23 protein-coding genes and 7 pseudogenes are annotated in these 24820 nt (G+C 58.9%); 16 read left to right on the plus strand and 14 right to left on the minus strand.

Annotated features, from left to right (window positions below; all coding sequences use genetic code 11):
* Nucleotides 1–10 precede the first annotated feature (10 nt).
* The 3 genes from JCM13583_RS09100 to JCM13583_RS09110 are packed head-to-tail and all read left to right on the plus strand — an operon-like array spanning nt 11 to nt 1703.
* Nucleotides 11–463, plus strand: a complete 453-nt coding sequence (locus tag JCM13583_RS09100; RefSeq protein ID WP_162509718.1) for a hypothetical protein — start codon at nt 11–13, stop codon at nt 461–463.
* Entirely contained in the window at nt 424–723 is a 300-nt protein-coding gene (locus JCM13583_RS09105) for a hypothetical protein (protein ID WP_075057454.1), read from the plus strand. The genes JCM13583_RS09100 and JCM13583_RS09105 overlap by 40 nt, the downstream gene beginning before the upstream one ends.
* Entirely contained in the window at nt 720–1703 is a 984-nt protein-coding gene (locus JCM13583_RS09110; RefSeq protein WP_075057455.1) for an HNH endonuclease, read from the plus strand. Before JCM13583_RS09105 ends, JCM13583_RS09110 begins: the two co-directional genes overlap by 4 nt.
* 33 nt (nt 1704–1736) lie before the next feature.
* On the opposite strand, the pseudogene JCM13583_RS09115 reads toward JCM13583_RS09110, so the two are convergent.
* The 4 genes and pseudogenes from JCM13583_RS09115 to JCM13583_RS09125 form a co-directional block, all read right to left on the minus strand.
* Nucleotides 1737–2751 (minus strand): annotated as a pseudogene (locus JCM13583_RS09115) (PLP-dependent transferase).
* A gap of 64 nt (nt 2752–2815) precedes the next feature.
* The gene (locus JCM13583_RS09120; RefSeq protein ID WP_171823555.1) at nt 2816–3538 is read right to left on the minus strand and encodes a homoserine kinase; all 723 of its coding nucleotides are present in this window, start codon (nt 3536–3538) and stop codon (nt 2816–2818) included.
* Complete coding sequence (locus JCM13583_RS14155) at nt 3535–3744, minus strand: hypothetical protein (protein ID WP_171823556.1); 210 nt, start codon at nt 3742–3744, stop codon at nt 3535–3537. The genes JCM13583_RS09120 and JCM13583_RS14155 overlap by 4 nt, the downstream gene beginning before the upstream one ends.
* Before the next feature lie 80 nt (nt 3745–3824).
* A complete protein-coding gene (locus tag JCM13583_RS09125; RefSeq protein ID WP_075057456.1) occupies nt 3825–4010 on the minus strand; it encodes a DUF1059 domain-containing protein in 186 nt (61 codons plus the stop codon).
* A 123-nt stretch (nt 4011–4133) separates the two neighbouring features.
* Between JCM13583_RS09125 and JCM13583_RS09130 the strand changes: the two genes are divergently transcribed.
* Nucleotides 4134–5216: a hypothetical protein gene (locus JCM13583_RS09130; protein WP_162509720.1), complete on the plus strand. Its 1083-nt coding sequence runs from the start codon at nt 4134–4136 to the stop codon at nt 5214–5216.
* The gene (locus tag JCM13583_RS09135) at nt 5192–6088 is read left to right on the plus strand and encodes a hypothetical protein (RefSeq protein WP_162509721.1); all 897 of its coding nucleotides are present in this window, start codon (nt 5192–5194) and stop codon (nt 6086–6088) included. The genes JCM13583_RS09130 and JCM13583_RS09135 overlap by 25 nt, the downstream gene beginning before the upstream one ends.
* A gap of 7 nt (nt 6089–6095) precedes the next feature.
* Here JCM13583_RS09135 and JCM13583_RS09140 read toward each other — a convergent pair whose 3' ends face one another.
* A complete protein-coding gene (locus JCM13583_RS09140; protein ID WP_162509722.1) occupies nt 6096–6767 on the minus strand; it encodes a pyridoxal-phosphate dependent enzyme in 672 nt (223 codons plus the stop codon).
* Between the two features lie 2 nt (nt 6768–6769).
* A complete protein-coding gene (locus tag JCM13583_RS13035; protein WP_162509723.1) occupies nt 6770–7051 on the minus strand; it encodes a pyridoxal-phosphate dependent enzyme in 282 nt (93 codons plus the stop codon).
* A 145-nt stretch (nt 7052–7196) separates the two neighbouring features.
* Here JCM13583_RS13035 and JCM13583_RS09145 point away from each other — a divergent pair.
* The 9 genes and pseudogenes from JCM13583_RS09145 to JCM13583_RS14160 all read left to right on the plus strand — a co-directional run bounded on the left by JCM13583_RS09145 (nt 7197) and on the right by JCM13583_RS14160 (nt 16607).
* A pseudogene (locus JCM13583_RS09145) lies at nt 7197–8025 on the plus strand (sulfurtransferase).
* Nucleotides 8026–8230: 205 nt separating this feature from the next.
* Nucleotides 8231–10499 (plus strand): annotated as a pseudogene (locus tag JCM13583_RS09150) (CDC48 family AAA ATPase).
* 88 nt (nt 10500–10587) lie between these two features.
* Nucleotides 10588–10863 carry a PRC-barrel domain-containing protein gene (locus JCM13583_RS09155; RefSeq protein WP_075057459.1) on the plus strand — a complete coding sequence of 92 codons (276 nt, stop codon included), beginning with the start codon at nt 10588–10590 and terminating at the stop codon, nt 10861–10863.
* A 407-nt stretch (nt 10864–11270) separates the two neighbouring features.
* Nucleotides 11271–12389 (plus strand): FAD-dependent oxidoreductase, encoded by a 1119-nt coding sequence (locus JCM13583_RS09160; protein WP_075057460.1) that lies wholly within the window; start codon nt 11271–11273, stop codon nt 12387–12389.
* A complete protein-coding gene (locus tag JCM13583_RS09165; protein WP_162509725.1) occupies nt 12364–12594 on the plus strand; it encodes a hypothetical protein in 231 nt (76 codons plus the stop codon). The genes JCM13583_RS09160 and JCM13583_RS09165 overlap by 26 nt, the downstream gene beginning before the upstream one ends.
* Before the next feature lie 122 nt (nt 12595–12716).
* Nucleotides 12717–13769 (plus strand): annotated as a pseudogene (locus tag JCM13583_RS09170) (zinc-binding dehydrogenase).
* A 153-nt stretch (nt 13770–13922) separates the two neighbouring features.
* Nucleotides 13923–15285, plus strand: a pseudogene (locus tag JCM13583_RS09175) (MFS transporter).
* Between the two features lie 663 nt (nt 15286–15948).
* A complete protein-coding gene (locus JCM13583_RS09180) occupies nt 15949–16446 on the plus strand; it encodes a hypothetical protein (RefSeq protein WP_162509726.1) in 498 nt (165 codons plus the stop codon).
* Nucleotides 16447–16454: 8 nt separating this feature from the next.
* The gene (locus JCM13583_RS14160) at nt 16455–16607 is read left to right on the plus strand and encodes a hypothetical protein (RefSeq protein WP_171823557.1); all 153 of its coding nucleotides are present in this window, start codon (nt 16455–16457) and stop codon (nt 16605–16607) included.
* On the opposite strand, the gene JCM13583_RS09185 is transcribed toward JCM13583_RS14160, so the two are convergent.
* The 8 genes and pseudogenes from JCM13583_RS09185 to JCM13583_RS13040 all read right to left on the minus strand — a co-directional run bounded on the left by JCM13583_RS09185 (nt 16604) and on the right by JCM13583_RS13040 (nt 22607).
* Nucleotides 16604–16876 (minus strand): hypothetical protein, encoded by a 273-nt coding sequence (locus JCM13583_RS09185; RefSeq protein ID WP_075057463.1) that lies wholly within the window; start codon nt 16874–16876, stop codon nt 16604–16606. The genes JCM13583_RS14160 and JCM13583_RS09185 overlap by 4 nt on opposite strands.
* Complete coding sequence (locus tag JCM13583_RS09190; protein ID WP_075057464.1) at nt 16870–17103, minus strand: winged helix-turn-helix transcriptional regulator; 234 nt, start codon at nt 17101–17103, stop codon at nt 16870–16872. The genes JCM13583_RS09185 and JCM13583_RS09190 overlap by 7 nt, the downstream gene beginning before the upstream one ends.
* A 3-nt stretch (nt 17104–17106) precedes the next feature.
* Entirely contained in the window at nt 17107–17373 is a 267-nt protein-coding gene (locus tag JCM13583_RS09195; RefSeq protein ID WP_162509727.1) for a hypothetical protein, read from the minus strand.
* A gap of 37 nt (nt 17374–17410) precedes the next feature.
* A complete protein-coding gene (locus JCM13583_RS09200; protein WP_075057466.1) occupies nt 17411–18052 on the minus strand; it encodes a hypothetical protein in 642 nt (213 codons plus the stop codon).
* On the minus strand, nt 18025–19392 hold the full coding sequence (locus JCM13583_RS09205) for a hypothetical protein (protein WP_171823558.1): 1368 nt from the start codon (nt 19390–19392) through the stop codon (nt 18025–18027). Before JCM13583_RS09205 ends, JCM13583_RS09200 begins: the two co-directional genes overlap by 28 nt.
* Nucleotides 19307–19771 (minus strand): hypothetical protein, encoded by a 465-nt coding sequence (locus JCM13583_RS09210; RefSeq protein WP_162509728.1) that lies wholly within the window; start codon nt 19769–19771, stop codon nt 19307–19309. The genes JCM13583_RS09205 and JCM13583_RS09210 overlap by 86 nt, the downstream gene beginning before the upstream one ends.
* Nucleotides 19772–19824: 53 nt before the next feature.
* The gene (locus tag JCM13583_RS14165) at nt 19825–19974 is read right to left on the minus strand and encodes a hypothetical protein (protein WP_171823559.1); all 150 of its coding nucleotides are present in this window, start codon (nt 19972–19974) and stop codon (nt 19825–19827) included.
* A pseudogene (locus tag JCM13583_RS13040) lies at nt 19971–22607 on the minus strand (ATP-dependent helicase). The gene JCM13583_RS14165 and the pseudogene JCM13583_RS13040 overlap by 4 nt, the downstream one beginning before the upstream one ends.
* A 158-nt stretch (nt 22608–22765) precedes the next feature.
* Here JCM13583_RS13040 and JCM13583_RS09230 point away from each other — a divergent pair.
* Both JCM13583_RS09230 and JCM13583_RS13045 read left to right on the plus strand, forming a co-directional pair.
* Nucleotides 22766–23062, plus strand: coding sequence for an MTH1187 family thiamine-binding protein (locus JCM13583_RS09230; protein WP_075057472.1), 297 nt, complete (start codon nt 22766–22768; stop codon nt 23060–23062).
* Nucleotides 23063–23312: 250 nt separating this feature from the next.
* Nucleotides 23313–24816, plus strand: a pseudogene (locus JCM13583_RS13045) (APC family permease).
* The last annotated feature ends 4 nt before the right edge of the window (nt 24817–24820 follow it).

Raw genomic sequence — 24820 nt, forward strand, 5'->3', positions numbered from 1 at the left:
GGTGTGCAAGGTGGCCTGCGCAGTATCAGGGAGAGAGCAGATATATGTGAGGGGGGGCCTGAACCCTGAGACAGTGAGGGCCAGGGTGGAGAAGGCCATGAGGGCTCTCAGGTCCTTGTCCGGCAGGGATATAAAGGTATCATTTTACATAGAGATGGAGAGGAAATACCCAGCTGGAAAGGGCCTCGGGGGGGAATCTGCGGCTGTAAGCGCGGCTGCTGCCAGGGCTGTCGCAGGTGTCCTCGGCATATCCGATCCTGCCTCCGTTTCAAGGCTGGCGAGGCTCGCCTCCGGATCGGGCACGAGGTCTGTGGCCGGGCCGCTTTCACTCTGGCTATCATACGCATACATGGACGAGAGGAGGTGCTACGCCCTACCGTGCCGGGGGGGGAGGAGGTCCACCTTGCCTTTATCCCGCAGGAAATGGGCCTCAGGACAGAGGGTGCACACAGCGCAGCACTGAGGTCGCCATACTACTCAAGGTGGAAGCTCCTCAAGATGCGCAGGCTCATACGGGCCCTCCGCAGGGGGGGTCTCGAAACCGACGACCTCCTCAGGATCTCCATGGAGGACATGTGGCAGATGCACGGCCTGCTCCTCTCCTCCGGTTTGAGCGTGCAGGACGACAGGTTCCAGGAAGCCGTCAGGGCAGCAGAGGCTGCCAGGTCAAGGACGGAGGCCTATACTTCACCGCAGACACTGGGCCGTCCCTCGTCTTCATGAGCACGGACAGTGGCGTGATCAGGGAGCTGGAGGAGGAGCACGGCCTGGGGCTCGTGCACGCTAGGCAGTCATGGCTCCCCCCCGGCAGGGACTCTGGATTCGAGGCCAGGGCCAGGGAGTGGTTCGGCTTCATCGGGCTCCCCCTGACAGGGCACAGGCCATGGTGCCTCCGGGGTGCCCGCTTTACCGGCAAGCCCATGCTTTATCTTGACCTCTCGGGTACCGGGGTGAGGCTGATGGAGGCAAGGGTGGCAGTTTCGTGCCCAGGGCGATGGTACAGGGGGGGCCTGAAGGACATCCCCCCCAGGCTCGATGCGGACACCCTCATCATGGCCGCAAGGCTCTCGGGCTTCACTCAGGTCGAGGACTTTAGCCCTGAGGGTGACAGGACACCGACGAACGTGCCGTGGGCCAGGGTCTACAGGGCAGTCCTCCTCAGGGACTCATTTTCCTGCAGGCTCTGCGGCACATCAACCGTCACCAGGTTGCCGTCCAGGGCAGGTTACAACAGGGTGCACCTGAACATCCAGGTCCACCACATAGTGCCCAGGAAGGACGGCGGCTCTGATTCCTTCAGGAACCTGGTCACTCTGTGCGAGGAGTGCCACAGGAAGACGTTCTCGCAGGGCTATGCCGGCCTGCCTGTGGAGAACACCCTCTACTACTTTGAGGAGAAGCACATGGTCGTCCTGCCACACTTCATAGACGCTCCAGGGGGGGCGCAGAACTGCAGGCTGAGGGGGGGCCTCCAGAGGGCATTTGACGACATAACAGGCGAGTACAGGGTCGTCCAGAACCTGGGCTCCTTCATAGAGGCCAGGTGCGTGGAGGCTGACCGGAGGAAATACGCAGAAATAGTGCGTGATGTGGCATCGAAGTACGGCGATATAGATTACGTAACGCTGAGGGTGCAGATAGGGCGCAACAGGGTGCCAGCCAGGGTCTTCACTGACCCAGGTGGGGGGGACTATATAATCTAGCCCTGGATATGGCGCCCCCCCTTATGTCCTCCACTATGGCGTCTGCCCCCCCTCGAGCCCCCCCACTGAGAGCCTCATCATGCCCCCCCTGGTGATACCGAGCTTTTCCTTCTCTTCCTCGCTCAACCCCCCCTGTGGGACATTGTGTACGGCTGCGATATTGTGGAGAAGACGCCGCCAAGCGTATTTGCGGGCGCAACCACGCCCAGTGCCCTCATGAATGCCTGCGGGTCTATGTCCTCTGAGAGGTGGAATGTTATGACGCCTCCGGGGTGGCACAGCACCCTCCTCGATATATCGTGATCAGGGTGCTCCTTCAGCCCCCCCGGGTATATGACATCCCTCACGTGTTCCAGGCTGCACAGTTCCTCTGCCACCCTTTCGGCGTCCCTGTTGATCCTCTCCATCCTGACCTCCAGGGTCCTCAGGCCCCTCATCACCAGGAAGGCCGATTGGGGGGGTCAAGGGTGGATCCGAGGTTGCGCCTCATGTCGTCCGCCCTCCTCACGATCTCCTCACGGCCAGAGAGTGTACCCGCAATGACGTCATTGTGGCCTGAGAGGAACTTCGACGCGCTGTGTATCACAGCGTCTGCGCCCATGCCGAAGGGCTTCTGGTTAACCGGGGTGGCCAGGGTCGAGTCCACGATGAACCTTGCGCCGACCTCCCTGCATGCCTCCGCTATCCTCGGTATGTCCATGACCCTCAGCACTGGATTGGTAACGCTCTCCAGGAGTGCCATGTCAGGCTTCTCGGACCTGACCATCCTGATGAACTCCTCACTCCCGGGCTCAGCCACCGATACAGAGACACCGAAGGACGCCAGGAACTCGCGTGCAAACCTGTAGGTCCTTGAGAACATGTCCCTGTGTATAAGGAGCCTGCTCCCGGGCCTCAGGTGGGAGAGGAGCAGTGAGGTGATGGCCCCCATGCCCGAGCTGAAGCAGGTGGACGATGGCGTCCCCTCCAGCATGTCCATCTTCCTGGCCAGTTCCTCCACCGTTGGGTTCCACTCCCTCCCGTACCTGTAGTGCTCTCCCTCCGGCATCAGGAACGAGCTGGTTTGGTAAATGGGGAAGACCAGGGAGTGGGCCACCGGGTCTTCTGTATCCCTATGAAACGATGCCGGGCTCCTCAATGGCCGCACCCCCCCCTGCGGAGACAGCCCTCACGGTCCTGGTGCTCATGCCAAAGGACTCCAGTATGCTGGTGGCCCTCCTCTCTATGCCTGACACATCAGTCCTTTCGTCAAAGATCACCAGGATGGAGGGCCCGGCCCCCCCGCTCACGCACACGCCTGCGGCGTTGAGTGCAAGCGCCTCTTCCTTTATACGCCAGTAGAAAGGGAAGAGGGGTGAGCGTGAAGGCTCAACGATCTCATCGTTCATGCCCTCGCGCAGGAGCTCCCTGTCACCGGAGCTCAGGCCCAGTATCAGCGATGCCAGGCGCCTGCTGTTCCTCACATACTTCCCTGTCTCTATGGCCCTCGGGACCAGGGACCTGGCAAGCCTTGTCTTGCCCTCCCTCTGCTGCCCAGGGACAATCAGGAGGAACCTGAAGGCGCTGTGGACTGGGATCCTCCTCACGACTGGCCCATCGGATAGCACGGCAACAGCGCCACCGAAGGTGGCTGCGGCAACATTGTCAGGGTGTGCGGCACCGGAAGAGGCAACCTCTCCCTGCATGGCGAACCTCACTATCTCCTCGCCAGAGAGCGAGAGGCCCAGCAGCTCGGAGGCCGCTGTGACAGCACCCACTGCGCTCGCACCGCTGCTGCCCAGTCCCAGGCCGTACGGGATACCCTTCTCTATGTGTATCTCCAGCTCTGCCCTCACGTCCAGGCCCTGAGCATTGCCGTAACTGCCCTGCCCGCCGTGTTGCTCTCGATTTCCTGTGGTATTCCAGTACAGAACAGCCTCGTCCTGCTGCCCTCCCTCACAGATACCCTGTCGAAGAAGGAAGTGTGTGCCAATGCGAGTATGTCGTAACCGGGCCCCAGGTTTGCGGATGATGAAAAGGCGACCGCGCTGACACTCCTCATTGCGGTTTCGATTATAAAGTGAATAATAGTGTTTTAGAATAGATAATTATCAGAAGTAATAAGCACCCTCTCGGGCGCGTTCAGAACATGGACTTCTTGATCGCGGACTGGACCTTCTGCTTCAGGTTGTCATCAATCTGCTCTATGTGGTGAGCGTTCTTCGCGTGCTCCGCGATCTTCGGCATCAGCTCGTCAACGGTCTTGCCGCTGGCCTTGAAGTCACAATCCATACCGATGTCCCGGCACTTAAATTTGTATGAGGCCATACCTACCGCATTAAATATACTAATCTCAATATATAACTATTTTGGTGCACACCGTGCATGGAAGGCATTTCCTGACGGGAACACCGTCCCTAAATTTATATGAGGATGCGGGCTGACTAATGGATGGGCCTCAACCTGCAGGAAGCTCTTGTACGCTGTTCGGAACTGATGGAGGAAGAGAGGTGCATAGTCCTGACCGGTGGGCCCGGATGGGGGGGTGCCCAGGAGCTGGTGGACATGCTCGTCTCAGGCGAGAAGCACTGGGCCCACAGGCCATACTATGACAGGGAGATCCTGAAGTACGCTCCCTACAACAGGTTGCTTGACAGGCTGACCGGCAGGCACGAGCAGAGGGAGCTCGACGTCATAATCAGGACTCTGGAAACCATAAGGTGGGACGGCTGGCTCGTAACAAATGGCCTTGACATGCTCAGCGACCACACGAAGCACTTCTTCGTCTACCTCTCGCGCAACACTTCCCGCTTCCATGTCAGGCAGATAGCAACCGCAAATTCCCTCTCTTCCGGGTTCTCAAGCTTACTGGGCGAAAATTCTGACCGCATAGGTGTTGTTGAGCTCTCGAGGCCAACTGACAGGGACGTGGTCTGGTACCTGAGGGAGAGATTCAGGGACATGCCAGGAGACCTGGTGTCCGCTGTGGCAAGGGTGTCCAACAGGAACTTCGACGCAGCGCACTACGTGCTGGGCTACCTCTCCTACCTCGGGATCCTGAGGGACGACGGTACCGTCAACCTGGGCCTCTACAGGCACTTCACAATCCCCCCCCGGATGCCCCCCCAACGCTGGCATCCAGGATCGTGTCCCACCTTGGCGACGGGGGCCAGGCAGCTCCTGTTGGCCCTTTACATATCTGGGAGGGAATACCGCCGCGTGGAACTGGAGGCAGCCTTCGGCGAAGGTTTCGCAAGCGCGGTGGGTGACCTCTCCCGCCTGGGCCTGGCAAGGGACGACGGTGGCGAGATAGCGTTCAACAAGGGCCCCCCCTTCGGTGACAGGATAGTGGCGCTTCTCGGAAGGGATGCTTACGTGAGGTGCGCCCAGTGGATGGTTCAGGCTGGCCTGATGAATGGCGTCCCCCCCCTACAGGCCAGGCTGGTGGCATACCTCAGATCAGGCAACTCAAGGCACTTGACGCGGAGGTCAGGGAGAACTGGCGCCTCATGCTCCGGCGCTTTACATCCCTGACGGATCTCATGTCCTTCATAGAGAGCGCCATGCCCATGGTAACCGAGGAATCGAGGAAACTGCTGCAGACCATGAGGTGCACATGCCTCTACAACTCCTACAGGTACGGGGAGGCCCTGCAGTGCTTCGAGTCGATCGACGGTGGCAGCGAAGGGGCCCTGGCAGTGGCGGACATGCTGATCGAGATAGGCGGTTATAAGAGGGCCCTCGAGACTGCACTTGAGGTGCTTGAGAGCGAGAGAGGCGCCCTCGCGGCAGAGGCCTCTGGCCTGTGCATAAGGGCCCTCCTCGAATCAGGTAACTACAGGGAAGCGCTGGATGCAAGCAAGAGCGCACTGTCTTCCAGGATAGAAGACAGGCAGGCCCTGGGCGAGATCACAAGGCTGAAGGGCCTGGCGGAGATGGGCCTTGGCATGCTGGAAAGTGCAATCTCGGACCTGAGGGTAGCCCTCGGGATATTCGAGGAGTCCTTCGAGAGCAAGGGCATAACCTCGACCCTCATAGACCTTGCCACTGCCCACCTTTCAATGCTCGATTTGGAGGGTTCAGAGGAGTTCTGCAGGAAGGCCATCGAGAACTCCTTCCTCCTCGGCGAGGCAGAGAGGAGGCTCCAGGCATATTCGATGATGGTGAGGGTCTGCGGCCTGGCCCTGAAGGCGGAGGAGTGCATGGAGTACGCCGTGAAGGCGCAGGCACTCTGCAATTCCCTGGGCCTCGGCGGCTGCAGCGATATCCTGGAAAGCGCCAGGGAGGTCCTGAACTTGGTGGAGGGGAGGCAGGGAGAGCTCAGCGAGAGGGCCCTTTCGTTCCTCACAGGGGGGGGCCTGCGTGACATCGCCAAAACCCCCCCTCTTGGCGAGGCACTTCACTGATGCCAGGTCAGGCCTCATCTGGGCTCGCCCTCCGGGACCTGTCCTGGTACAGCTCAGTGCTCAAGTACTTGTACCCGCTGTCCGGCAGTATAGCAAGCACCCTGTGCCCACTGCCCAGCCTGCTCGCCTCTTTCATCGCCACGTAGAGGGCGCAGCTGCTGCTCATACCAATGAGTATGCCCTCCCTGGAGGCGGCAAGGGAGGCCACTCTGAAGCACTCCTTCTTCTGCTCCTCAGTGATCTCCACGACCTCGTCGAGCCAATCAGTGTGCACCAGCTTCGAGGGCCTGGGCTCCCTGGGGGGGTTCCTGATGCCCTGTATCCTCACCCCCCCAAGTGCGGGAGTGACGCCTATCACCCTTATCCTCCTGTCGAACTGCTTGAGCCGCAGCGCCAGGCCTGATGTCGTACCGCCAGTTCCTATCGTGGCCACCACGGCATCCAGGCTGTGCCCGAAGTCCTTTATTATCTCTGTCGCAGTCCTCTGGTAGTGTGCCAGTATGTTTGCAGGGTCGCTGAACTGGTCCACTGCAACGTACCTGTCAGGGTACTTCTGAAGCAGCCTCTCCTTCATCTCTATGGCCCCCCCAGCGGTTCCAAGGCTGCTCGGTGTCAGGATGAGTTCCGCGCCGTAGGCCGAGATTATCTTTCTCCTCTCCTCGCTCACCGCCTCGCTCATGACTATGGTGACGTCGTACCCCCCCTGATGGCGCCAAGCATCGCCAGGGCGATGCCAGTATTCCCTGATGTGGCCTCTATGATCCTCTTGCCCTTCTTCAGCACCCCCCCGGCCGCCTCTGCGTGCTCGATCAGGTTCAGGGCGGTCCTGTCCTTTATGGAACCTCCTATGTTGTACCATTCAAGCTTGGCGTAGAGCTCGGCATCGCCCTCGCCCGTGAGCCTTCTGAGCAGGAGCACAGGTGTGTTGCCTATGAGATCTGTGGCATCATAGTATATGGCCATGGCCAGTCAATCGGTAGAGGTATCATAAACTTGCCAGTAATGCGCAAACCCCCCCACTGCTAATTCCTGTGCGGTCTGGCCGCATGTGATGGGAGCGCCCACCGGGCACAACTGAAATAGGCCACAGGGGGGGGATTACGGTACCATGGCAGAGTGTCCCGTGATAGAGGCCGACGAGCTGGAGAAAAGGCTGGGAAACTCAATAATAGTGGACTGCAGGTACTCACTCTCCGACCCAGAGTACGGGTTGAGGGCATACCTAAGTGGACACATACCGGGGGGGCCCATTTCCTGGACCTGGAAAAAGACCTGTCCGGGCCAAAGGGAAGGCACGGTGGCAGGCACCCGCTGCCACCTCCGGAGCAGTTCAGGGAAGTGATCGAGAGGATAGGCGGGACTGAGAGTTCGGAGTATGTTGCCTACGACGATGACCTGACCGGTGCTTCGAGGTTCTGGTTCCTGTGCAGGTACTTCGGCATAAGGAATGTAAGGGTGCTTAACGGTGGCTGGGAGAAATGGGTGAGGGAGGGCAGGCCGGTCAGCACCGAGGTGCCCAGTGCCAGGCGCGGACACTTTCAGCCGCACCCTGCGGCTGGCATGGTCGTTGACATCAACTGGGTCAGGCGCATGGGCCGTGGCTATGTGCTCGTTGACTCGAGGCAGAGGGAGAGGTACCTGGGGGGGGTCCATGAGGCCATAGACCCAAAGGCCGGCCACATACCCGGTGCTGTCAACATACCCTACACGGCGGTCACCTCTGGCAGGGGGGACACTCAGGCCTAAGGAGGAGCTGGAGGGGGGTCTACAGGGGCCTCGGTGGCAGGCCGGTTGTCTACTGCGGCTCCGGCGTGACGGCATGCGTGAACGTACTTGCCATGAAGCTCGTGGGCCTTGATCCCCCCCTCCTCTACTCAGGCTCATGGAGCGACTGGGTCTCGTACGAGGACAGCCCGGTGGCCACCGGAGAGGAGTGAGCGCCGGGCCCTCTCGGGTGGCCACAGGGGTGCATGGCGATCGCTCACGGTGCTGGGCCCCCCCTCCCGGGACCAGTGGGTGTCCGGCATGGGGGGGGACATGGGTCCGGCGGACACAGGGTTGCATGTGTGTGTGCAGGGCGAAGCGAAGGGCGCCCGGGACTTAACTCACAATTTTAAAATAGTTTCTTGCAAATATGGGAATATGCAGTACAGTGACGGTATAATCCTCCGTGTCGCTGAGGCCAACTCGACCGATCCTGGCATGTCCAGGGTCAGGCTAGACGAGGAATCGAGGATGGCCCTGGGCGCAGAGATCGGGGGGGACGTCGTCGAGATAGAGAAGACAAAGAAGACAGTCGGGAGGGTTTACCGCGCTAGGCCCGAGGACGAGAACAAGGGTATAGTTAGGATAGACAGCGTCATGAGGAATAACTGTGGCTGCTCAATAGGTGATAAGGTAAAGGTCAGGAAGGTGAGGACGGAGGAGGCAAAGAAGATAACGCTCGCCCCCCCAATAATAAGGAAGGACCAGAGGCTCAAGTTCGGGGGGGAGGGCATAGACGACTTCGTCCAGAAGGCCCTGATGCGGAGGCCCATGCTCGAGGGCGACAACATAAGCGTCCCTGGCCTCACGCTTGCCGGCCATTCAGGCCTGCTGTTCAAGGTCATAAAGACAACTCCGAGCAAGGTGCCGGTGGAGGTTGGCGAGGAGACAAAGATAGAGATAAGGGAGGAGCCGGCATCTGAGGTCCTGGACGACGTCTCCAGGGTCAGCTACGAGGACATAGGGGGCCTTTCGGAACAGCTGGGCAAGGTAAGGGAGATCATAGAGCTCCCGCTGAAGCACCCGGAGCTCTTCGAGAGGCTGGGTATCAAGCCACCCAAGGGTGTCCTCCTCTACGGCCCGCCTGGAACCGGCAAGACCCTCATAGCCAGGGCCGTGGCAAACGAGTCCGGTGCGAACTTCTTCTCCATAAACGGGCCGGAGATAATGAGCAAGTACTACGGCCAGAGCGAGCAGAAGCTCAGGGAAATATTCATGAAGGCTGAGGAGTCAGAGCCGTCCATCATATTCATCGATGAGATCGATTCCATAGCGCCCAAGAGGGAAGAGGTGCAGGGCGAGGTCGAGAGGAGGGTGGTTGCACAGCTCCTCACCCTGATGGACGGCCTGAAGGAGAGGGGGGGCCACGTCATAGTGATAGGTGCCACGAACAGGATCGATGCTGTTGACCCCGCGCTGAGGAGGCCAGGCAGGTTTGACAGGGAGATAAACATAGGTGTCCCGGACAAGAGGGGGGGCAGGAAGGAGATCCTGGCCATACACACTCGTGGCATGCCAATGGGCATGGACGATGAGAAGAAGAACGAGTTCCTGGACAAGATCGCAGACCTCACGTACGGCTTCGTTGGAGCAGACCTTGCGGCCCTCGCCAGGGAGAGCGCCATGAATGCACTGAGGCGCTACCTGCCCATGATCGACCTGGACAAGCCGATACCAACAGAGATACTGGAGAAGATGCAGGTGACCGAGGAGGACTTCATGGAGGCCCTGAAGACCATCGAGCCGAGCAGCCTGCGTGAGGTCACAGTGGAAGTCCCCAACGTCAGGTGGGACGACATAGGTGACCTGGAGAACGTCAAGCAGGAGCTGAGGGAAGCGGTGGAGCTGCCCCCCCTGCTCAAGCCGGAGGTGTTCCAGAGGCTGGGCATAAGGCGTCTAAGGGGGGGTTCCTGCTGTACGGGCCGCCAGGCGTTGGAAAGACCCTCCTGGCCAAGGCTGTTGCCACAGAGAGCAACGCCAACTTCATATCGGTCAAGGGGGGGCCAGAGGTGCTGAGCAAGTGGGTCGGCGAGAGCGAGAAGGCGGTAAGGGAGATATTCAAGAAGGCCAAGCAGGTCGCGCCCACCATAATATTCCTGGACGAGATCGACAGCATAGCGCCGAGGAGGGGGGGCACGTACGGGGATTCTGGCGTAACGGAGAGGATCGTGAACCAGCTGCTGACATCTCTTGACGGAATAGAGGTGCTGCAGGGCGTTGTGGTGATAGCGGCGACCAACAGGCCAGACATAATAGACCCGGGCCTGCTGAGGCCGGTAGGTTCGACAAGCTCATATACATACCGGCACCCAACGCCGAGAGCAGGCTCAAGATACTCCAGGTGCACACGAAGAAGATGCCACTGGCCAAGGACGTCGACCTCAAGTACATAGCGGAGAAGACCGAGGGCTATGTTGGCGCTGACCTCGAGAACCTGTGCCGCGAAGCGGGCATGATGGCCTACAGGCAGAACCCAGACGCCACGGAGATAACGCAGCAGAACTTCATAGACGCCATGAAGGTGATAAGGCCGTCGGTGGACCAGGAGATACTGAAGTTCTACGACCAGCTGTCGGAGAGCATAAACAAGAACGTGATGGATAAGAAGAAAAAGTCGCCTGTGGAGGAGCTGGGCCTGTACCAGTGAGCCCGACTTCACTTTTTCGATCCCTTTTCCCCCCCGACAGAACAATATATCTCTGTGCCAATACTTACGGGAGTGAGGGGATAACGGCTTGAAGAAGTTTGTCTCAGACCTCCTGAAGAAGTCAGTGGCAACATCGGACGGAACGGTTGTGGGGTCGGTTGAGAACCTGAGGATCGACCAGTCAAGCGGTGAGCTGAAGAGCATTGTAGTGCAGCCCACCAGGGGGGGGATGAAACTGCTGGACCCATCCACAGAAGGTGAGTTTGAGAGGGACCCGGATGGGCGTTACCTGATACCTATAGCGCTGATGCGCTCCTTCAGGGACATATGCGTGGTGGATGTCAAGATCCAGCAGAAGCAGTGAAGTGTCCGGCTGCAGCACCTGGGCGGTCTGGGGGGGCAATGGGGGGGAGACCCATTCTCCCTATGCCATTCGGGTGCAATTCATCCGTCATGGAAGGCTGCGGTCAAAGCAGTGTTCACAGGCCCAGGGGGGGTTAATGGGATAAAGGGGGGGCAGCAGGGCAAACAGGTACAATTGGCCGATCATGGGCCTGAAACCCCCCCGGGCATGGGTACCAGAGGCGCCTGGCCTCAGTCAATGGCCAGGTGTGATATATGCCAGCCTGAAGGCCCTGGATCAGCCTGTCGGGTTCCGTGTAAGGCATGCGTACCGAGCGGGTTGGAGGTCTTCTTAGTGTTAAGGCAGCGTCTGCCGTGCAGGGATGGGTGTTGAGCAGCTTTAAAATCGGCACTTGATGTACCATGGCAATGGAGAGGGACTGCGACATCGCCATAATCGGTGCAGGCGTCCTCGGGACATGCCTAGCACACTGGATCTCCTCGCTCTACAGTGCCAGGGTATGCCTCATAGATGCCTCTGGCGATGTCGCATCGCACACAACCTCAAGGAACACGGGCGTCATCCACAGGCCCTTTTACCTGGACCCGGTGAAGAAGGGCACGTTCGCAAGGGCCGCATCACTCTCCTATCCAATGTGGATGAAGTTCGCCAGGGACTTCTCGCTCCCATGGGAACAGGTCGGTACGGTTGAGGTGGCCCTCAGCGACCGTGATCTGGATGTCATATCATCCTATTCGGAGTACGCTGAGTCGAACGGCATGTCCAGGGAGGAGTATGAGGTCCTCGACACCCATGGCCTCCAGGCCATTGAGGGGGGGTCAGTAAAGGCTCTGGGCGCGTTCTTTTCGAAGACAGACACATCTGTTGACTACGGCCTCATGACCAGGGCCATATGCGGCACGCTCTCTGGCGTCTCAACGGTCCTGGGCAGGAGCGTCGTTAGGATCGTTGAGGGTGAAGGGTACAACCTTACCCTGTCTGACGGGAGCACGCTCAGGGCCAGGACAGTATTCAACTGCGCGGGTGCGAACTCCCTGAGGATAGCGCACTCCATGGGCCTAGCGAGGGATTTAAGTGTATTCTTCTTCAGGGGGGGCGACTACTGGCGCCTGCGCCAGGATGCTCTGCCTTCCATAAGGCACAACATATACAGTGTCCCAAGGTTCCTGAAGTTCCCGTTCCTTGACCCGCACTTCATTGTCCGGTACAGTGGCGTCAGGGAACTGGGGGGGCCAAACGCGGCCCTGGTGGCCGGGCCATATGTCTACTCCGGCTTCTCTGAATCTCCGCTGCAGGCATTGTCCTGGCTGTTCGAGAGGCCTGTCCTCACCAGGCTCTCGCTGCTCACGAACTTGGAGTTCCTTGGCATGGTCAGGAGCGAGTGGGAGAGCAGCACCTCCCCCCCGGAGGGCATGGTCAGGCGCCTGTCCTCCTTCATACCGTCACTGAAGGCATCCATGATATCGGGCCCTGGAATTTCCGGGGTGAGGGGGCTCTGTGGTGAGCAGGAGCGGTTTCGTGCCTGAGGCTGTAATGATAACAGATGGCTCATCGCTCCACGTCATAAATTACAACTCACCCGGTGCAACGGGTGCACCTGCGTTCTCCGCATACGTCCTGATCCGTGCAGTGTCCCAGGGCCTTCTCCGCGAGCCAGAACGCAACATGTCCAGGCTGGGCTGGGATCTGGACGCAGTGAGGGAGCCATGCCAGACCGTGGCCAGGGTATGACAGCGTGAGGAACCTTTTAATTTGTTGGCCCCATTCTAATAATGGCACGAAGGGCCAGGGGGGGCATCCTCTTGTCCAGCTTTCGTCCATGCCCTGGTGGCCTGTGTGGGAGAGGTGAGTGAATGGCGTTCAGGGCCAGGGAGATAGTGCTGCCCGCAGTTGGCAGGGATCTGCAGGTTGCAGAATCGGAGGTTCCGGAGCCCGAGGGGGGGACCAGGTCGTCATCAGGCAGAGCGTGTCCGGGATATGCTTCAGGGACATACTGACCAGGGATGCTTCATGCCCAGGGTCAGGACGCCTGGGGGGGTCATAGGCCACGAGATAAGCGGCACAGTTGTGGCGGCTGGCCCCTGTGCGGAATACGTGAAGGAGGGGGGGATAGGGTTGCCAGCCTTATATACAGGCCGTGCGGGAGGTGCGAGTTCTGCCTGACGGGCAGGGAGAACCTGTGCCCCCAACAAGGAGGTCTACGGGGGGGAGACGCTCCGTGGTGGGTACTCCGACCTCGCAATCGTCAGCGAGAAGAGCCTGGTCAAGGTACCAGGCCACATCGGCGAGGACGAGGCCGCCATAGCTGCATGCGTAACTGGTATGGTCTACCACGCACTGAAGGTGGTGGGAAACGTCCAGGACGGTTCCAGGGTACTCATAACCGGTGCTGGAGGGGGGGGTGTTGGCATTCACGCCGTGCAGGTGGCAAAGAGGCTCGGCGCAACCGTCATTGCGGAGACCACTTCGCAGTCAAAGGTCGAAGCGATACACAGGGCGGGTGCGGACCATGTGGTCGTGACCACCGGCAGGTTCGACGGGGGGGAAGTGAAGAAGCTGACAGACGGTGGTGTTGACGTGGCGCTGGAAGCTGTGGGGGGGATCGCTACTTTTGAGAGCTCACTCCGCTCGCTCAGGACCGGCGGCACGGTGGTAGTGGTGGGAAACGTCCAGCCAGAGCCGTGGGCCTACCACTGGGCCTGATAATACTCAAGGGGGGGAACAGGGTTGAGGGGGGGAGCATCAGCTCCACCAGGAAGGACATGATGGATGTGTTCGAACTCTCCAGGGGGGGAGGCAGGATAAGGGCTGTGGTGGACAGGCACATAGAGCCAGGCGAGATCAACAGGGCCTACGAGGACATCAGGGCCAGGAAGAACACTGGGAGGGTGCTGATAAAGTTCTGAAAAACACCTCCCCGCCTAAGTGCTGCCACGGCCAGCTGCCTAGTTACATGCGTGGCATGTTCAGCCGGCACCATGGCCCGACTGGAAAAGCCTGTGGCCCAGATCCATTTTATCGCAAAAGATATTTATTTCACGTGGGGTTTTAGTGAACTAATGGCGCAGGAAGAAGAGATAAAGATGATCATAGCGAGGGCAAACAGGATCCCTGTCTGGTCACTGCCCTACACCTACCTGGCCATAATAGGCATCGGGTACTTCTTCACCTTCTACGATATATCAGATATAGGCCTGGCAATGCCAGCAATCGACGCGCAGTTCCACATCGGGTCATCGCTGAGCCTCTTTCTGGCACTGTCTGTGGGCCTCATAGGCTATGCAATAGGCTCCTACGTGATAGGCACTGTGGCCGACATCTACGGCAGGTACAGGTCGATGATACTCACCATGGCGCTGACTGCCGTTGGCTCGTTGGGCGATGCCCTATCGTTCAACGTCCCGGAACTGGCTGTGTTCAGGTTCATAACGGGGGGGCTGGGCCTGGGCGCGGACCTGAACCTGGTGTCGAGCTATGTCAGCGAGTTCGCCCCGCCGGGAGTGAGGGGGGGCCGGATCACCGTGTACACGTTCATCGTTGGCATCCTGGGCCAGGCAATAACCCCGTTCATAGGCCTGGTGCTTGTGCCCGTGTACTATAATGGCTGGAGGTACCTCTTTGGCATCGGTGCGGTGATCGCCTTCATAGCCCTTCTCCTCAGGTTCGAGCTCCCAGAATCTCCAAGGTGGCTGGCCGCAAAGGCCAGGGACATCGCAGGTGCGAAGAAAGTACTGGAGATGATGGAATCCACCGCACTCAGGAGGGTCAAGAGCCTCCCGGAACCGAAGCCAGAGGAGGTGACGCTGGAAGAGCAGAAGTTCCCAACGCTGTACGTGTTCAGGAGACCGTACTCCGTCAGGCTTGCGATACTCGTCGTCATGTGGTTCTTCTGGTACATAGGCAACTACGCCTTCCTCGGGGACGCGGAGACGATCCTTGCCTCGGCCGGCTTCCCCCCCGTGGCATCATCCATCCGCTACATCGCTGTGGGTGCGGTGGGCTACCCTGTGGGCGCGGCAATTATGGCATTCACTGCCGACAGGTATGAGAGGAAGTTCGTGATCTTCGCGGACACGGTTGTCTGGTTCATAGGCCTCTTCCTCTTCTCCATCAAGACGGGCCTCTTCATCTACCTTGGCTCATTCCTGGCAGCCCTGGCCCTTGGCATGTACCTGCAGGTGGCCTACACATACACAGCAGAGAGCTACCCGACAAGGGCAAGGACCTCCGGCTTCGCGCTCACGGACGGCATAGGACACGCTGGAGGGGGCCTTTGGCGCCATATTCCTGCCCATCCTTGTGGCCTCGTTCTCCTTCGCCTTCGGCTTCAGGTTCATAGCGGTCACTGGCCTCATAGCTGGCATAATAGCACTGCTCGGCCCGCGCTCTTCCAGGAAGACGCTGGAGGCAGTATCGGCCTGACCCCCCCGGGTAGCCGGGCCCCCCTGTGCCACGCCCTTCCAGGCGCAGGGGGAGTGGAGGCTCAAGGCCCCCCCGTTGGCAAATTGCTGCGCCAGGGGGTACTGGTTGTGCCTCCACTGCTGGCCTCTGCAGTGCAGCCCCCCCACTGAAAGTTTTTTATTGTCGTAGGGATTGAGCGGCCTGAGGATCCTGATGGAGGAGCTTATCTGCGATATAGAGTTTGACCAGGACGGCGACATGTACTACGCACGCCTCAGGACTGAGATGGGGGGGCCTCAGGGAGTACTCCGGCCGCACTTTCGAGGAGGTTCTAAACCAGGTAATGCTTGAGCTTGAGGAGGAGTTCTCCTGAAAGTTTGTACCAAAAGGCTATTTCATTCTAGATCGATTCAGGAGTGTTGAGGTACCGCTTCCTGGTGGCACTGGCCCTGTTCGCCCTCCTCCCATTCGGTGCCAGCCACCACTATGGCTCACCGCACAGCGGCCTCACCGTTGTCATTCCGACCACACCTGGAATAGAGCTGAACCTTGACCGTGAGTTCTTCAACCTTTCGGTGGCCCAGATAGCGTTCGTGAACCAGCAGTCACTCCTGGAGGCGAACATATTCAGTGAGAAATGGCACGTGGTGAGCCTGGGCCCCCAACGAAACCGTTTACAGAAGCATGATCCGCCTGGTTCCAGTGAGCGCTCCGGGGGGGCTGGGCAGGGAAAAGCCGTTCGGCATTTACCTCTCAGTGTACATAAACAGGACAACCGTGAAGACGCTCATCGAAAGCGCCGGAAACGGGACGCAGCGCTACTATGTGAACCAGACTTTCTCGATATCCATTGGCGCCACCAGTACCCGGGAAATCGATAGCGGGATGCTCTTCATCAGGCTTGCAATGTATGGCAGTGATGACGGTGCACCAATGAGGTATGCTGAGGCACACGGGTTCCAGAAGGACACCAACATGAGCCTGGATGGCCTCTCTTTCTCTCCCCCGAACTCCACGTCTGGCACGTTCCTATACATGTGGAACTCCACCTACTCTGTCAACGGTGTGAGCATGTACGCTAGGTCACAGATCGTCAGTTACGGTCAGGGCATAGAGCAGACGCTCTACTTCCGTGTGCCACAGGGTCACCTGGAGCTGCACTACGACCCTTCCTGTCAGTGAGCGGGGGGGTGAACATATTCAACAGCACCCTCCTGAACAACGCTGCGAGGCTTGTTATAGAATACATACTGGAGCACTCCGAGGCACTGGCAAGTGGCCTGGCAACGGGCACTGTCTTCGTTGGTGCCGCCTACGCCCTGTACAGGAGGTCAAGGCGCTAGTCGAAGAGCGAGAGGAAGTTGTCTGCCAGCGTGCCGATGAAGCTCTCCCTGTACCTGGTGATCACCCTGGACACCTCTTCCCTGCTGGACAGCCTGGCGGTGTCCCCGTCCAGAGTGACAACACCGTTTTCCCTGAGCCAGGCCAGTGCGCCCTCGAACCTCTTCCTCCTCAGGCCCGTGAAGGCCCTCAGCACCTCTGTGCTCATGTCCTGTCTGAACAGGGCCTGCACGATCTTCCTGGCGTCAGGGTTCCTGAGCGCGATCAGCACAGTCCTCTCCCTCTGCGTCCCCCCTCATCCCCCCCAGGGAAGTACCGCCTGTACCTCCCGTCCTGCCTTGAGAATATCCTCCCCCCCTCAACCTCAAGCCTGTAGAGGTGATATTCCAGCTGGCCGACAGCAAGGCCCAGCATGCGCTGTAGCTCCCTGAAGTGTATACCTGGGTTCTTCCTTATGGCCTCCGATATATCCTCTCGGACGCTGCTGTCGGTCCTCAAGCACTACCTCCTAAGGATCGAGAAGTAGAAGAGGAGAAGGATTACAAGTATGAGAGTGGACATTATGTCATCAGAATGGCCCTCCAGAGGGAGGAGCATGAAGGTGGAGAGGAGCAGTACCACTTCGACCACAGCGGTGAGGATGAACACAGCTGACACCAGGGCTGCGGCCCTCAGCCTGCTCCTCCTGTAAGCCCTCATGGAGACGGCTGAGAGGAACACGGAAAGGATGAGTATGAGGCCAGACGCATAGGTGCTGTAGAGGTCCATGATGGGTGTGGATACGCACACTTTAAATTAATATCTCTCACGAGAACGTTGCGGAAATACCGAAGGCGTTCATCTCCTTCCTGAAGACGTCCCTGTACTTCCTGTCCCCGATGACCTTCTCTATCGTGACGCTCTCGCCGCTCTTCTTGACCTTCACGGCCGCAACTGCCTGCCCGTCCATGAATATGAAGTAGAGGTTCAGGGAGCCGAACCTTGCCCTCAGGTACCTGGAGAAGTACCTGGTAATGAAGTCCTTCGGTCCCGATATGAATAGGCCCTCTGGCCTCTTCCTCCTCTCCGTTGATACATACATTACCATACCGAGGTCCCTGACGAACACCCTCCTGGCACTGCCCTCTTCGTGCAGGCGTGACACGGCCCAGACGAAATCGCTGTCGACCTCGTTCCCGGTTGCCTCAGAGTACCTCTGGGCATCGAAGAACCCGTAGTTCTTCAGGAGGTAGCGGAGGAAAATGAGCATGGCCTCCCTCCTCCTGTACTTCTCAGGCACCACGATGTAGCGCCTCTCGTAGTCCTTGGCCAGCACGTCCCTCTGGAACAGCGCCTTTATCCTCACCCTGGGCAGGTGCGGGTGGACAGAGGCACTGACTATCTCCGATTCAGTGGCGCCACTGCTCTCAAGCACGATCCTCACGATCTCCTTCTCGCCTTCGTCCATCTCCCTCTCCCTGAGGCCCTGTAGAGGGCCACCACACCGAGCGTCCCCCCCAGTGAGACTATGTCAAAGGGGGGGCCGTTGAAGCTGAGCAGGAGGCTCGACTCCTGGTGACTCCTCACGTCTGTGGGCGAGATGCCGCTGTGCACAGCCTCCAGTGCGCTCCTGAAGCCCTCCAGGCGCCCGTTCATCACCGCGAAGGGTATCTCGCCGGAGCGCCTCATGGCCCTGGCCAGGGCCAGTGAGAGCAGGCTGCCCTCATCCATGTCCTCTATGTCCACCTCTCCGTACACCGCTGTGTCGCCCGATGCCCTCAGGCCCAGGCCCTCAGCGACCCCCCCTGCCTCGCCACCGGAGATGCCGCGCACCACGCTGACCCGGAACGTGCCCCCCCCGGAGACGAGGGAAACAAGTAGCCTGCAGAGATCCACGAAATCCTCACCGGGCATTTCCTCGAACTTCTCGATGACCACTGCGTCGGCACTCTCCCTCACCTCCACTTGGTAGGTGTTGCCGCTCGCCGCGATGAACCTGCCATTGCTGTCCCTGTCCGTGTAGAATTTCTCAAGGAAAATGGTCACGGGGGGGTCGCCGGTGCTCACTATGGACCCTCTCCCGCTGTACTCACCTGTGCTGCCGTAGTATACCTCCCCCCCGCCCTGGCTCACGGTCTCCTTTATGCTATTAACGAACCTTGATGCGTAGAACCAGAAGTGCCTCGAGAGCTCCTCCTGGGTGGCGGGCCCGAACATCCTCACGAGCAGTGACATGGCCTCGGACGGGTCACCGTAGCTGTCCAGGCCGTAAAGGGGCCTGAGGCCCCCCCCGTCAGGGAGCCTGCACACCGCAAGGTAGTACTCCAGGTCCTTCACTGCCTCCCTCACCACCTTCTTGGGAAGGCCCGTGACCGCGGATACCTGGCTCTCGTTCCAGGCGCCGTTCTCTATGGCCCTGTACACGCTCCTCAGTTCATCCCCCCCTGCCTCCTCGCGCCTGAGCGTGTGAAGTGCCTTGGCCAGTTCCGGGTGCATGTACACGTATTTGTTCTTCACGAAGCGGCCGTAGACAAGCGACCGGTCTCCGACCATCGACGCCAGCTGGCCGGTAGTCACAGTCACGCCCCCCCTGGCCCTGAGGTCCCATGTTGAGGAGGCGTATCCGTACTTCATGAAGTAGTCGTTCACATCACTTGCCGGCTGGAGCATCTTGAAGACCCTGTCCTTCCTGATGTCCCTCTTCTGCATCCCGGTGAGCCTTTCAAGGTCTTCCCTGAGGATGAACTGGGGGAGCGAAGACAGGAGTGACGAAGTCCCTAGTGATCTCGCCGGAGGAGACCATGGCATCCAGCGCCCTCTCTACCTCCTCCTGACCAACGGGTATCCGGATGAGCACCTCCTCGATAGTGAGGGGCCCGTAGGAGTGGAGGACCCTGCGTACGGCGGCCCTGAGGGCCTCTTCCCTATCCATATCCTGCGCCTCCAGGTCATTCCTGATGAAGACCTGCACGCCCCCACGGAGCTTCCTCCTCACCAGGTAGGCTGCCTCCAGCCTGTTCATGGATTCCCTTATGTCCTCCTCGCTGAGGCCCGTGTCCCTCTTCAGCTCTGAGAGCGTAGTGCCGTTGCAGTGTTCCAGCAGGGCCAGGTCCTCCTGCCTGACCCTGGACGCATCCCGGAACAGCGTTCTCAGAATGGGGGGGTAATTGTCTATGTGGCACCACACTGGCATCCTGGCAAAGGCCGAGACTATCCTGTCCTTCTCTATCAGTTCCTCACCTATCGCCTTTGCGTCCGTGTCAGAGTAAGGGTAGGGGGGGAGTTCTGCCTGTTCCTGAACGGGTCTATGTGGAGGAAATGCCTTGCCATGGCCTCGTAGCTCTCCATGTCCCTGACCCTGGGCACCAGAGAGGCGAAGAATTCTCTCACGGGCCCATCGTCCCTGAAGATGTAACGTATTTCCCCCCTGGGCCGTAGATCTTGTCCAGTATCCTGTTCTGCAGCTCCCTGAGTACCCTTGACCTGTCCTCCATGAGCACCAGGTCCGATACGCCTGCAAGTATTATGCCATAGGAGAACGGGCTCGTCTCAGCGGTGTAGTCGAGGACCCTGTAATTCCCTCTCTCTATGACCTCACTTATGTACTGCCTGGCCCTGGCACGTCCATCATGTCTTCCATTATCTCGTGGAACGTCTCCTTGACAACAGGGAAGCCCTCCATCTCTCCTATTGTCCTGAGGACCCTGTCGCTCCTGAGCTGCTGCCTGACCACGCTTATGTCCGTGCCTTTATACCTGCGCAGTACCATGAGAGCCCTCGAGGCACAGTGCCTGAACCTCTGCTTGAAGGTCTCTGTGTTCCTTATGGATGCACGCACTGTGTCATCGAAGCTGGATGAGGTCACCAGGTGGACGAATTCCCTGAGGTCAGGCTTCTCCGAGAGCGTCACCATGAAGCCGTCGTCAGTGACTGTGACCCTGGCGCTGCTCCCGTACCTGTTGGATGCTGCCTGAGCGTATGCCCTCGAGAGGGCATCGTTGACCCTCCTGCCCAGCGGGACATGGAAAATCACGCTGTACAGGTTGTCACGGTCAATGTAGCCCTCAACCAGGAGGTGCCTGTGGGTGGGCACCCCCCCGTACTTCATCTGCCCCCCCTTTATGTATGAGATGAGACTGTCTGCACCCCCCCACTCATCAAGCCTGTAGTCTTCCATTAGCCACTTCCTGACGTCCTCCCCCCCCTCTGTATCTTTCTCACAGCCTCTTCCCTGAACCTGCCAACCAGGACGCCGAGGTCATAGCTCCTGGGCAGCATCTCCCCCCCCGTCCACGTGGGTACAGTGGGCCTCATGCCCGTGGCGTCCTTCACATAGACCAGGTTCCTCGACGTCCTCAAAAACATGTATGTCCTGGCGCCCAGCACGAAGATGTCGCCCTGCTTCAGCCTCTCCACGAACTTGTCGCTCAGCTGCCCGAGGTGCCTGCCCCCCCTCTCCCCCCCCACGACCTGGTAGTCAGCGTCCTCCGGTATCGTTCCTACGTTCATGAAGAAGATCATCCTGGTGCTCTTCTTCTTCCCGAACGTGCCCTCGCCCTCGTCGAGCCATATCTTGGAGTATATGGTGCTGTCCTCTATCTGGCCCGCAAGGTACCTCAGGACTGACATGTAGTCGTCCCATTCCAGGGTGTGGAAGGAGTAAGAGTTCTTGAGCGTCCTGTATGCCTCCTCTATGCCCCCCCACACCTTCTCCAGTGACATGCCGACAAGTACCTGTGAAAGCACGTCCAGCGGGTTCCTGGGTATGGTGACCCTGTCGATCTCCCTGTCGTACGCGGCCTTTGTGAGCACGGCACACTCCATTAGGTCGTCGAGGTCGAAGACCAGGAACCTGCCTTTGGAGAGCTCGTCTATGCCGTGCCCCCCCGACCTGCCTATCCTCTGGAGCCCCCCCTTGGATACTGACTTGGGGCTCCCGATCTGGACCACAAGGTCAATGTAGCCTATGTCTATGCCGAGCTCCAGGGATGTCGATGTTATCACGCACCTCAGTTCTCCCCCCCTCTTGAGCTATCCTCCACATCGAGCCTGGTCTCCTTGCCCAGGGAGGAGTGGTGGGCCTCCACGCTCTCTATGCCCCTTGCCTTGAGCTTTATGGCCACATGCTCCGTCCCGCTCCTGGTGTTGGTGAATATCAGCGTTGTCCTGTGCCTGTTTATGAGGTCCGTGAGTATGTCGTACATCCTCTCGTTGGCGACCTCAGAGGACACCTTGGTCAGGTCGTGGACCGGCACGATGGTGCGGAGGTCAAGGTATTTCTTAGTGTCCACGTCCACGATCTCGAAGGGCCTCGGCACTTCGCCGTCGAAGCCACACAGGTACTTCGCTATCTCATCCAGGGGTGCCTGTGTGGCGGACAGGCCTATCCTCACAAAGTCCTCATCGGTCACAGCCCTCAGCCTTTCCAGATTTGCGGAGAGCAGCGATCCCCTCTTCGTTGACGAGACCTCGTGGATCTCGTCCACGATCACGTACCTCACGGTCCTCAGCTTCTCCCTGAACTTGGGGGCCGTGAGGACAAGCGAGAAGGATTCCGGGGTGGTGATCAGGATGTGGGGAGGCTTCCTGAGCATCCTCTGCCTGTCGCTCTGCTTTGTATCCCCCCCAGACCTCACGGAGACCCTGATCTGTGGCAGTTCCATGCCCTCCTCCTTCGATATCTCCATTATCTCCCTGAGGGGCTGGTTCAGGTTCCTGTCGATGTCGTTCGCCAGGGCCTTCAGTGGGCTAATGTATACACAGTACACCGTGTCCCTGAGCGTGCCCTCCCTGGCGAAGCGGAAGAGCTCGTTGATGATCGCCAGGAAACCAGTGAGCGTCTTTCCGGTGCCAGTTGGGCTTGATACCAGGACGTTCTTCCTCTCGTGGATGAGCGGGATTGCCCTCCTCTGCGGCTCGGTAAGCTTCGAGTACTTGCCGTTGAACCACCTGGCTATTATGGGGGGGTCGAGGAATGGCATCTCTTCCTCTATCCTGAATCCATGTTCCCTGGAGTCCTGCATGCGTTTAATCTAGGTTTCAGGACAACACAATATATAACCTTATAGTAACCAGGGAGTGCAAGAACCTGCTTCCTGCCTTCATGGGGCACTGGGAGTCTATGGACTGCAGGCCCATCCATGCGGTGTAACCCGGATATACAAGAAAGCAATTCACACACATGATCGTTGCGGACGTTGCTTTCTACCCAATAGGCAAGGGAGTATCTGCATCGGAGGCAATCAAGAAGGCCATCGAGGCCCTCAGGGGGGGCGCCGGTGTGAGGTGCTACCCGAACAGCATGGCCACCGTGATGGAGGCGGAGAGCCTGGAACAGATTTTCGCCGCTGTGGCCAGGGCGGAGAAGGCACTGGTCGACATGGGCTATCCGCGTGTTGAAACGATCCTGCGCGTCGATGACAGGAGGGATCTGGAGAACAGCGTTGAGAGGAAGCTGAGGGCCCTGGGAGAGGAGTAAACCGCACCAGTGTCAAACGGCCTGAGGGAGCCGAGAAAGTCTCCCATCATGCCCATTCGAGCCAGAATGCCCGTGATGTCTCTGCGGATCAAGGCAGACACGGAGTGCGTGCCTTGCCGGGCCGCAAAAATGGGCCCACTGCATGCAGAGGTTCTGGTTGTAAACGAGATAATTGCAGACCCAGTTAAAAACATTTATTGGCTGGGGCGCTGAAAAACACCTTAAATACGCATCAGCGATTTCATTAAAAGTGGAAACTCAGCGGAGAGTTTTGAAGCACCTCAGAAGGGACCAGCTCACGCTCAGGCATGCGGTCTCGCAGGCCACTGCCCTGAACGCCCCCCCGGGTGGCACGATCGTTCTATACGTCTCCGGTACCGCGGCCCTCCTCACCTCGACCTTCACTTCATATCCCTCGGGCTCTTACGCGATCCCCCTGATCCTCCTCATTTCCCTCGTGATCTATGGCCTTATGACCTTCTCCATGTATGAGTTCTCCAAGGAGCTGTCAAGCTCCGGTGGTTACTACACCTTCGTGTCCAGGGGGGGCTGGGCCAGAGGGCTGGGTTCATCACAGCACTGTCATATCTCTCTTACCAGATACTGAGCTTCACTGGCTTCGGTATCCTTGGCTTCATGGGGGGGTTCGTCTATGACGTTTTCCCCTCCTTTGGTATCCAGATCCCCCTTCCCCCCCACCTTCCTCTGGATCCCGTTATCCTTGGTCTTCATAGGAGTTGTCTCCTGGCTCATATACAGCGGCATAAGGCCTTCGCTGCAGTTCGTGTCCTACACGATCATAGTGGAGGTGCTCTTCTTCATAGCCACTTCGTTAGCACTCATATATGAGTTCCACGCGAGGCTCAGCCTTGTGCCTTTCACCCCCCCGAAGCCCGTGGGCAACGACACGCTGGCACTGGCGACCATGATGGTCTATGCCATAGGCACCTACGTTGGCATAGGGGGGTCGATACCTATCGCTGAGGAGACCAGGAACCCGAAGAGAAACGTCCCGCTGGCCATACTCATAACGATAGCGGTGCTCGGCATCACCATAATCCTCTCAGCCTACGCGCAGGTCATAAGCTGGGGGGGCGCAGAACATGGCCTCCTTCGGGGGCAGCCAGTTCCCATACCCTGTGATATACATCTACCAGCATGACTTCGGCTACATCAGCACAGCCCTGGTTGCGGTCCTCATAATCCTGGTGCTGAACTCCTTCTTCACAGCAACGGTATCCCTGGGCACCAATGCCACCAGGGTCGTGTTCTCGCTCGCAAGGGAGCACGTGTTCCCTGAGAGGCTCTCGTCAATACACGCCGTCACAGGATCGCCCACAAAGGCCATTGTCCTGGTGGCGGTCCTCGCCTCAATCATAACGATAGGCACTGGCCTGGCCTTTGAGGCAACGTCTGGCACCGTGAACGGCCTCCTGAACGCGTCCGTCTTCCTCCTCATCCTTGAGAGCCCGATAACCTACCTCGTCCACATACTCACCAACACATCCCTCTACTCCTTCATGAGGAAGGAGGGAAAGAGGGTCAGCATACTCAGGCACATCGTGATCCCGTCCGTGAGCACCCTGACACTGGTATTTGCTGTCGTCGTTGCTGTGTACCTCGACCTCTCGCCACCGTACATATACGGCATATACGGTGCCATTGCGGTCATACTTGCAATACTCATAACCACACTGGTGGTCTCAACGAAGTCCAGGAGGAAGCTTGAACTGATAGGCGACTTCTCGCTGTAGGTGG

The organism is Thermogymnomonas acidicola JCM 13583, assembly GCF_001316105.1.
Taxonomy (GTDB): Archaea; Thermoplasmatota; Thermoplasmata; order Thermoplasmatales; family Thermoplasmataceae; genus Thermogymnomonas; species Thermogymnomonas acidicola.

Excerpts from the sequence above, each read along its gene's own strand:
- JCM13583_RS09105 (WP_075057454.1), top strand. The coding sequence starts at position 424 with ATGGGCCTCAGGACAGAGGGTGCACACAGCGCAGCACTGAGGTCGCCA.
- JCM13583_RS09110 (WP_075057455.1), top strand. The coding sequence starts at position 720 with ATGAGCACGGACAGTGGCGTGATCAGGGAGCTGGAGGAGGAGCACGGC.
- JCM13583_RS14155 (WP_171823556.1), bottom strand. The coding sequence starts at position 3,744 with ATGAGGAGTGTCAGCGCGGTCGCCTTTTCATCATCCGCAAACCTGGGG.
- JCM13583_RS09125 (WP_075057456.1), bottom strand. The coding sequence starts at position 4,010 with ATGGCCTCATACAAATTTAAGTGCCGGGACATCGGTATGGATTGTGAC.
- JCM13583_RS09130 (WP_162509720.1), top strand. The coding sequence starts at position 4,134 with ATGGGCCTCAACCTGCAGGAAGCTCTTGTACGCTGTTCGGAACTGATG.
- JCM13583_RS09135 (WP_162509721.1), top strand. The coding sequence starts at position 5,192 with ATGCTCCGGCGCTTTACATCCCTGACGGATCTCATGTCCTTCATAGAG.
- JCM13583_RS09140 (WP_162509722.1), bottom strand. The coding sequence starts at position 6,767 with ATGAGCGAGGCGGTGAGCGAGGAGAGGAGAAAGATAATCTCGGCCTAC.
- JCM13583_RS13035 (WP_162509723.1), bottom strand. The coding sequence starts at position 7,051 with ATGGCCATATACTATGATGCCACAGATCTCATAGGCAACACACCTGTG.
- JCM13583_RS09160 (WP_075057460.1), top strand. The coding sequence starts at position 11,271 with ATGGAGAGGGACTGCGACATCGCCATAATCGGTGCAGGCGTCCTCGGG.
- JCM13583_RS09180 (WP_162509726.1), top strand. The coding sequence starts at position 15,949 with ATGATCCGCCTGGTTCCAGTGAGCGCTCCGGGGGGGCTGGGCAGGGAA.
- JCM13583_RS09195 (WP_162509727.1), bottom strand. The coding sequence starts at position 17,373 with ATGGACCTCTACAGCACCTATGCGTCTGGCCTCATACTCATCCTTTCC.
- JCM13583_RS09200 (WP_075057466.1), bottom strand. The coding sequence starts at position 18,052 with ATGGACGAAGGCGAGAAGGAGATCGTGAGGATCGTGCTTGAGAGCAGT.
- JCM13583_RS09205 (WP_171823558.1), bottom strand. The coding sequence starts at position 19,392 with ATGCCATGGTCTCCTCCGGCGAGATCACTAGGGACTTCGTCACTCCTG.
- JCM13583_RS09230 (WP_075057472.1), top strand. The coding sequence starts at position 22,766 with ATGATCGTTGCGGACGTTGCTTTCTACCCAATAGGCAAGGGAGTATCT.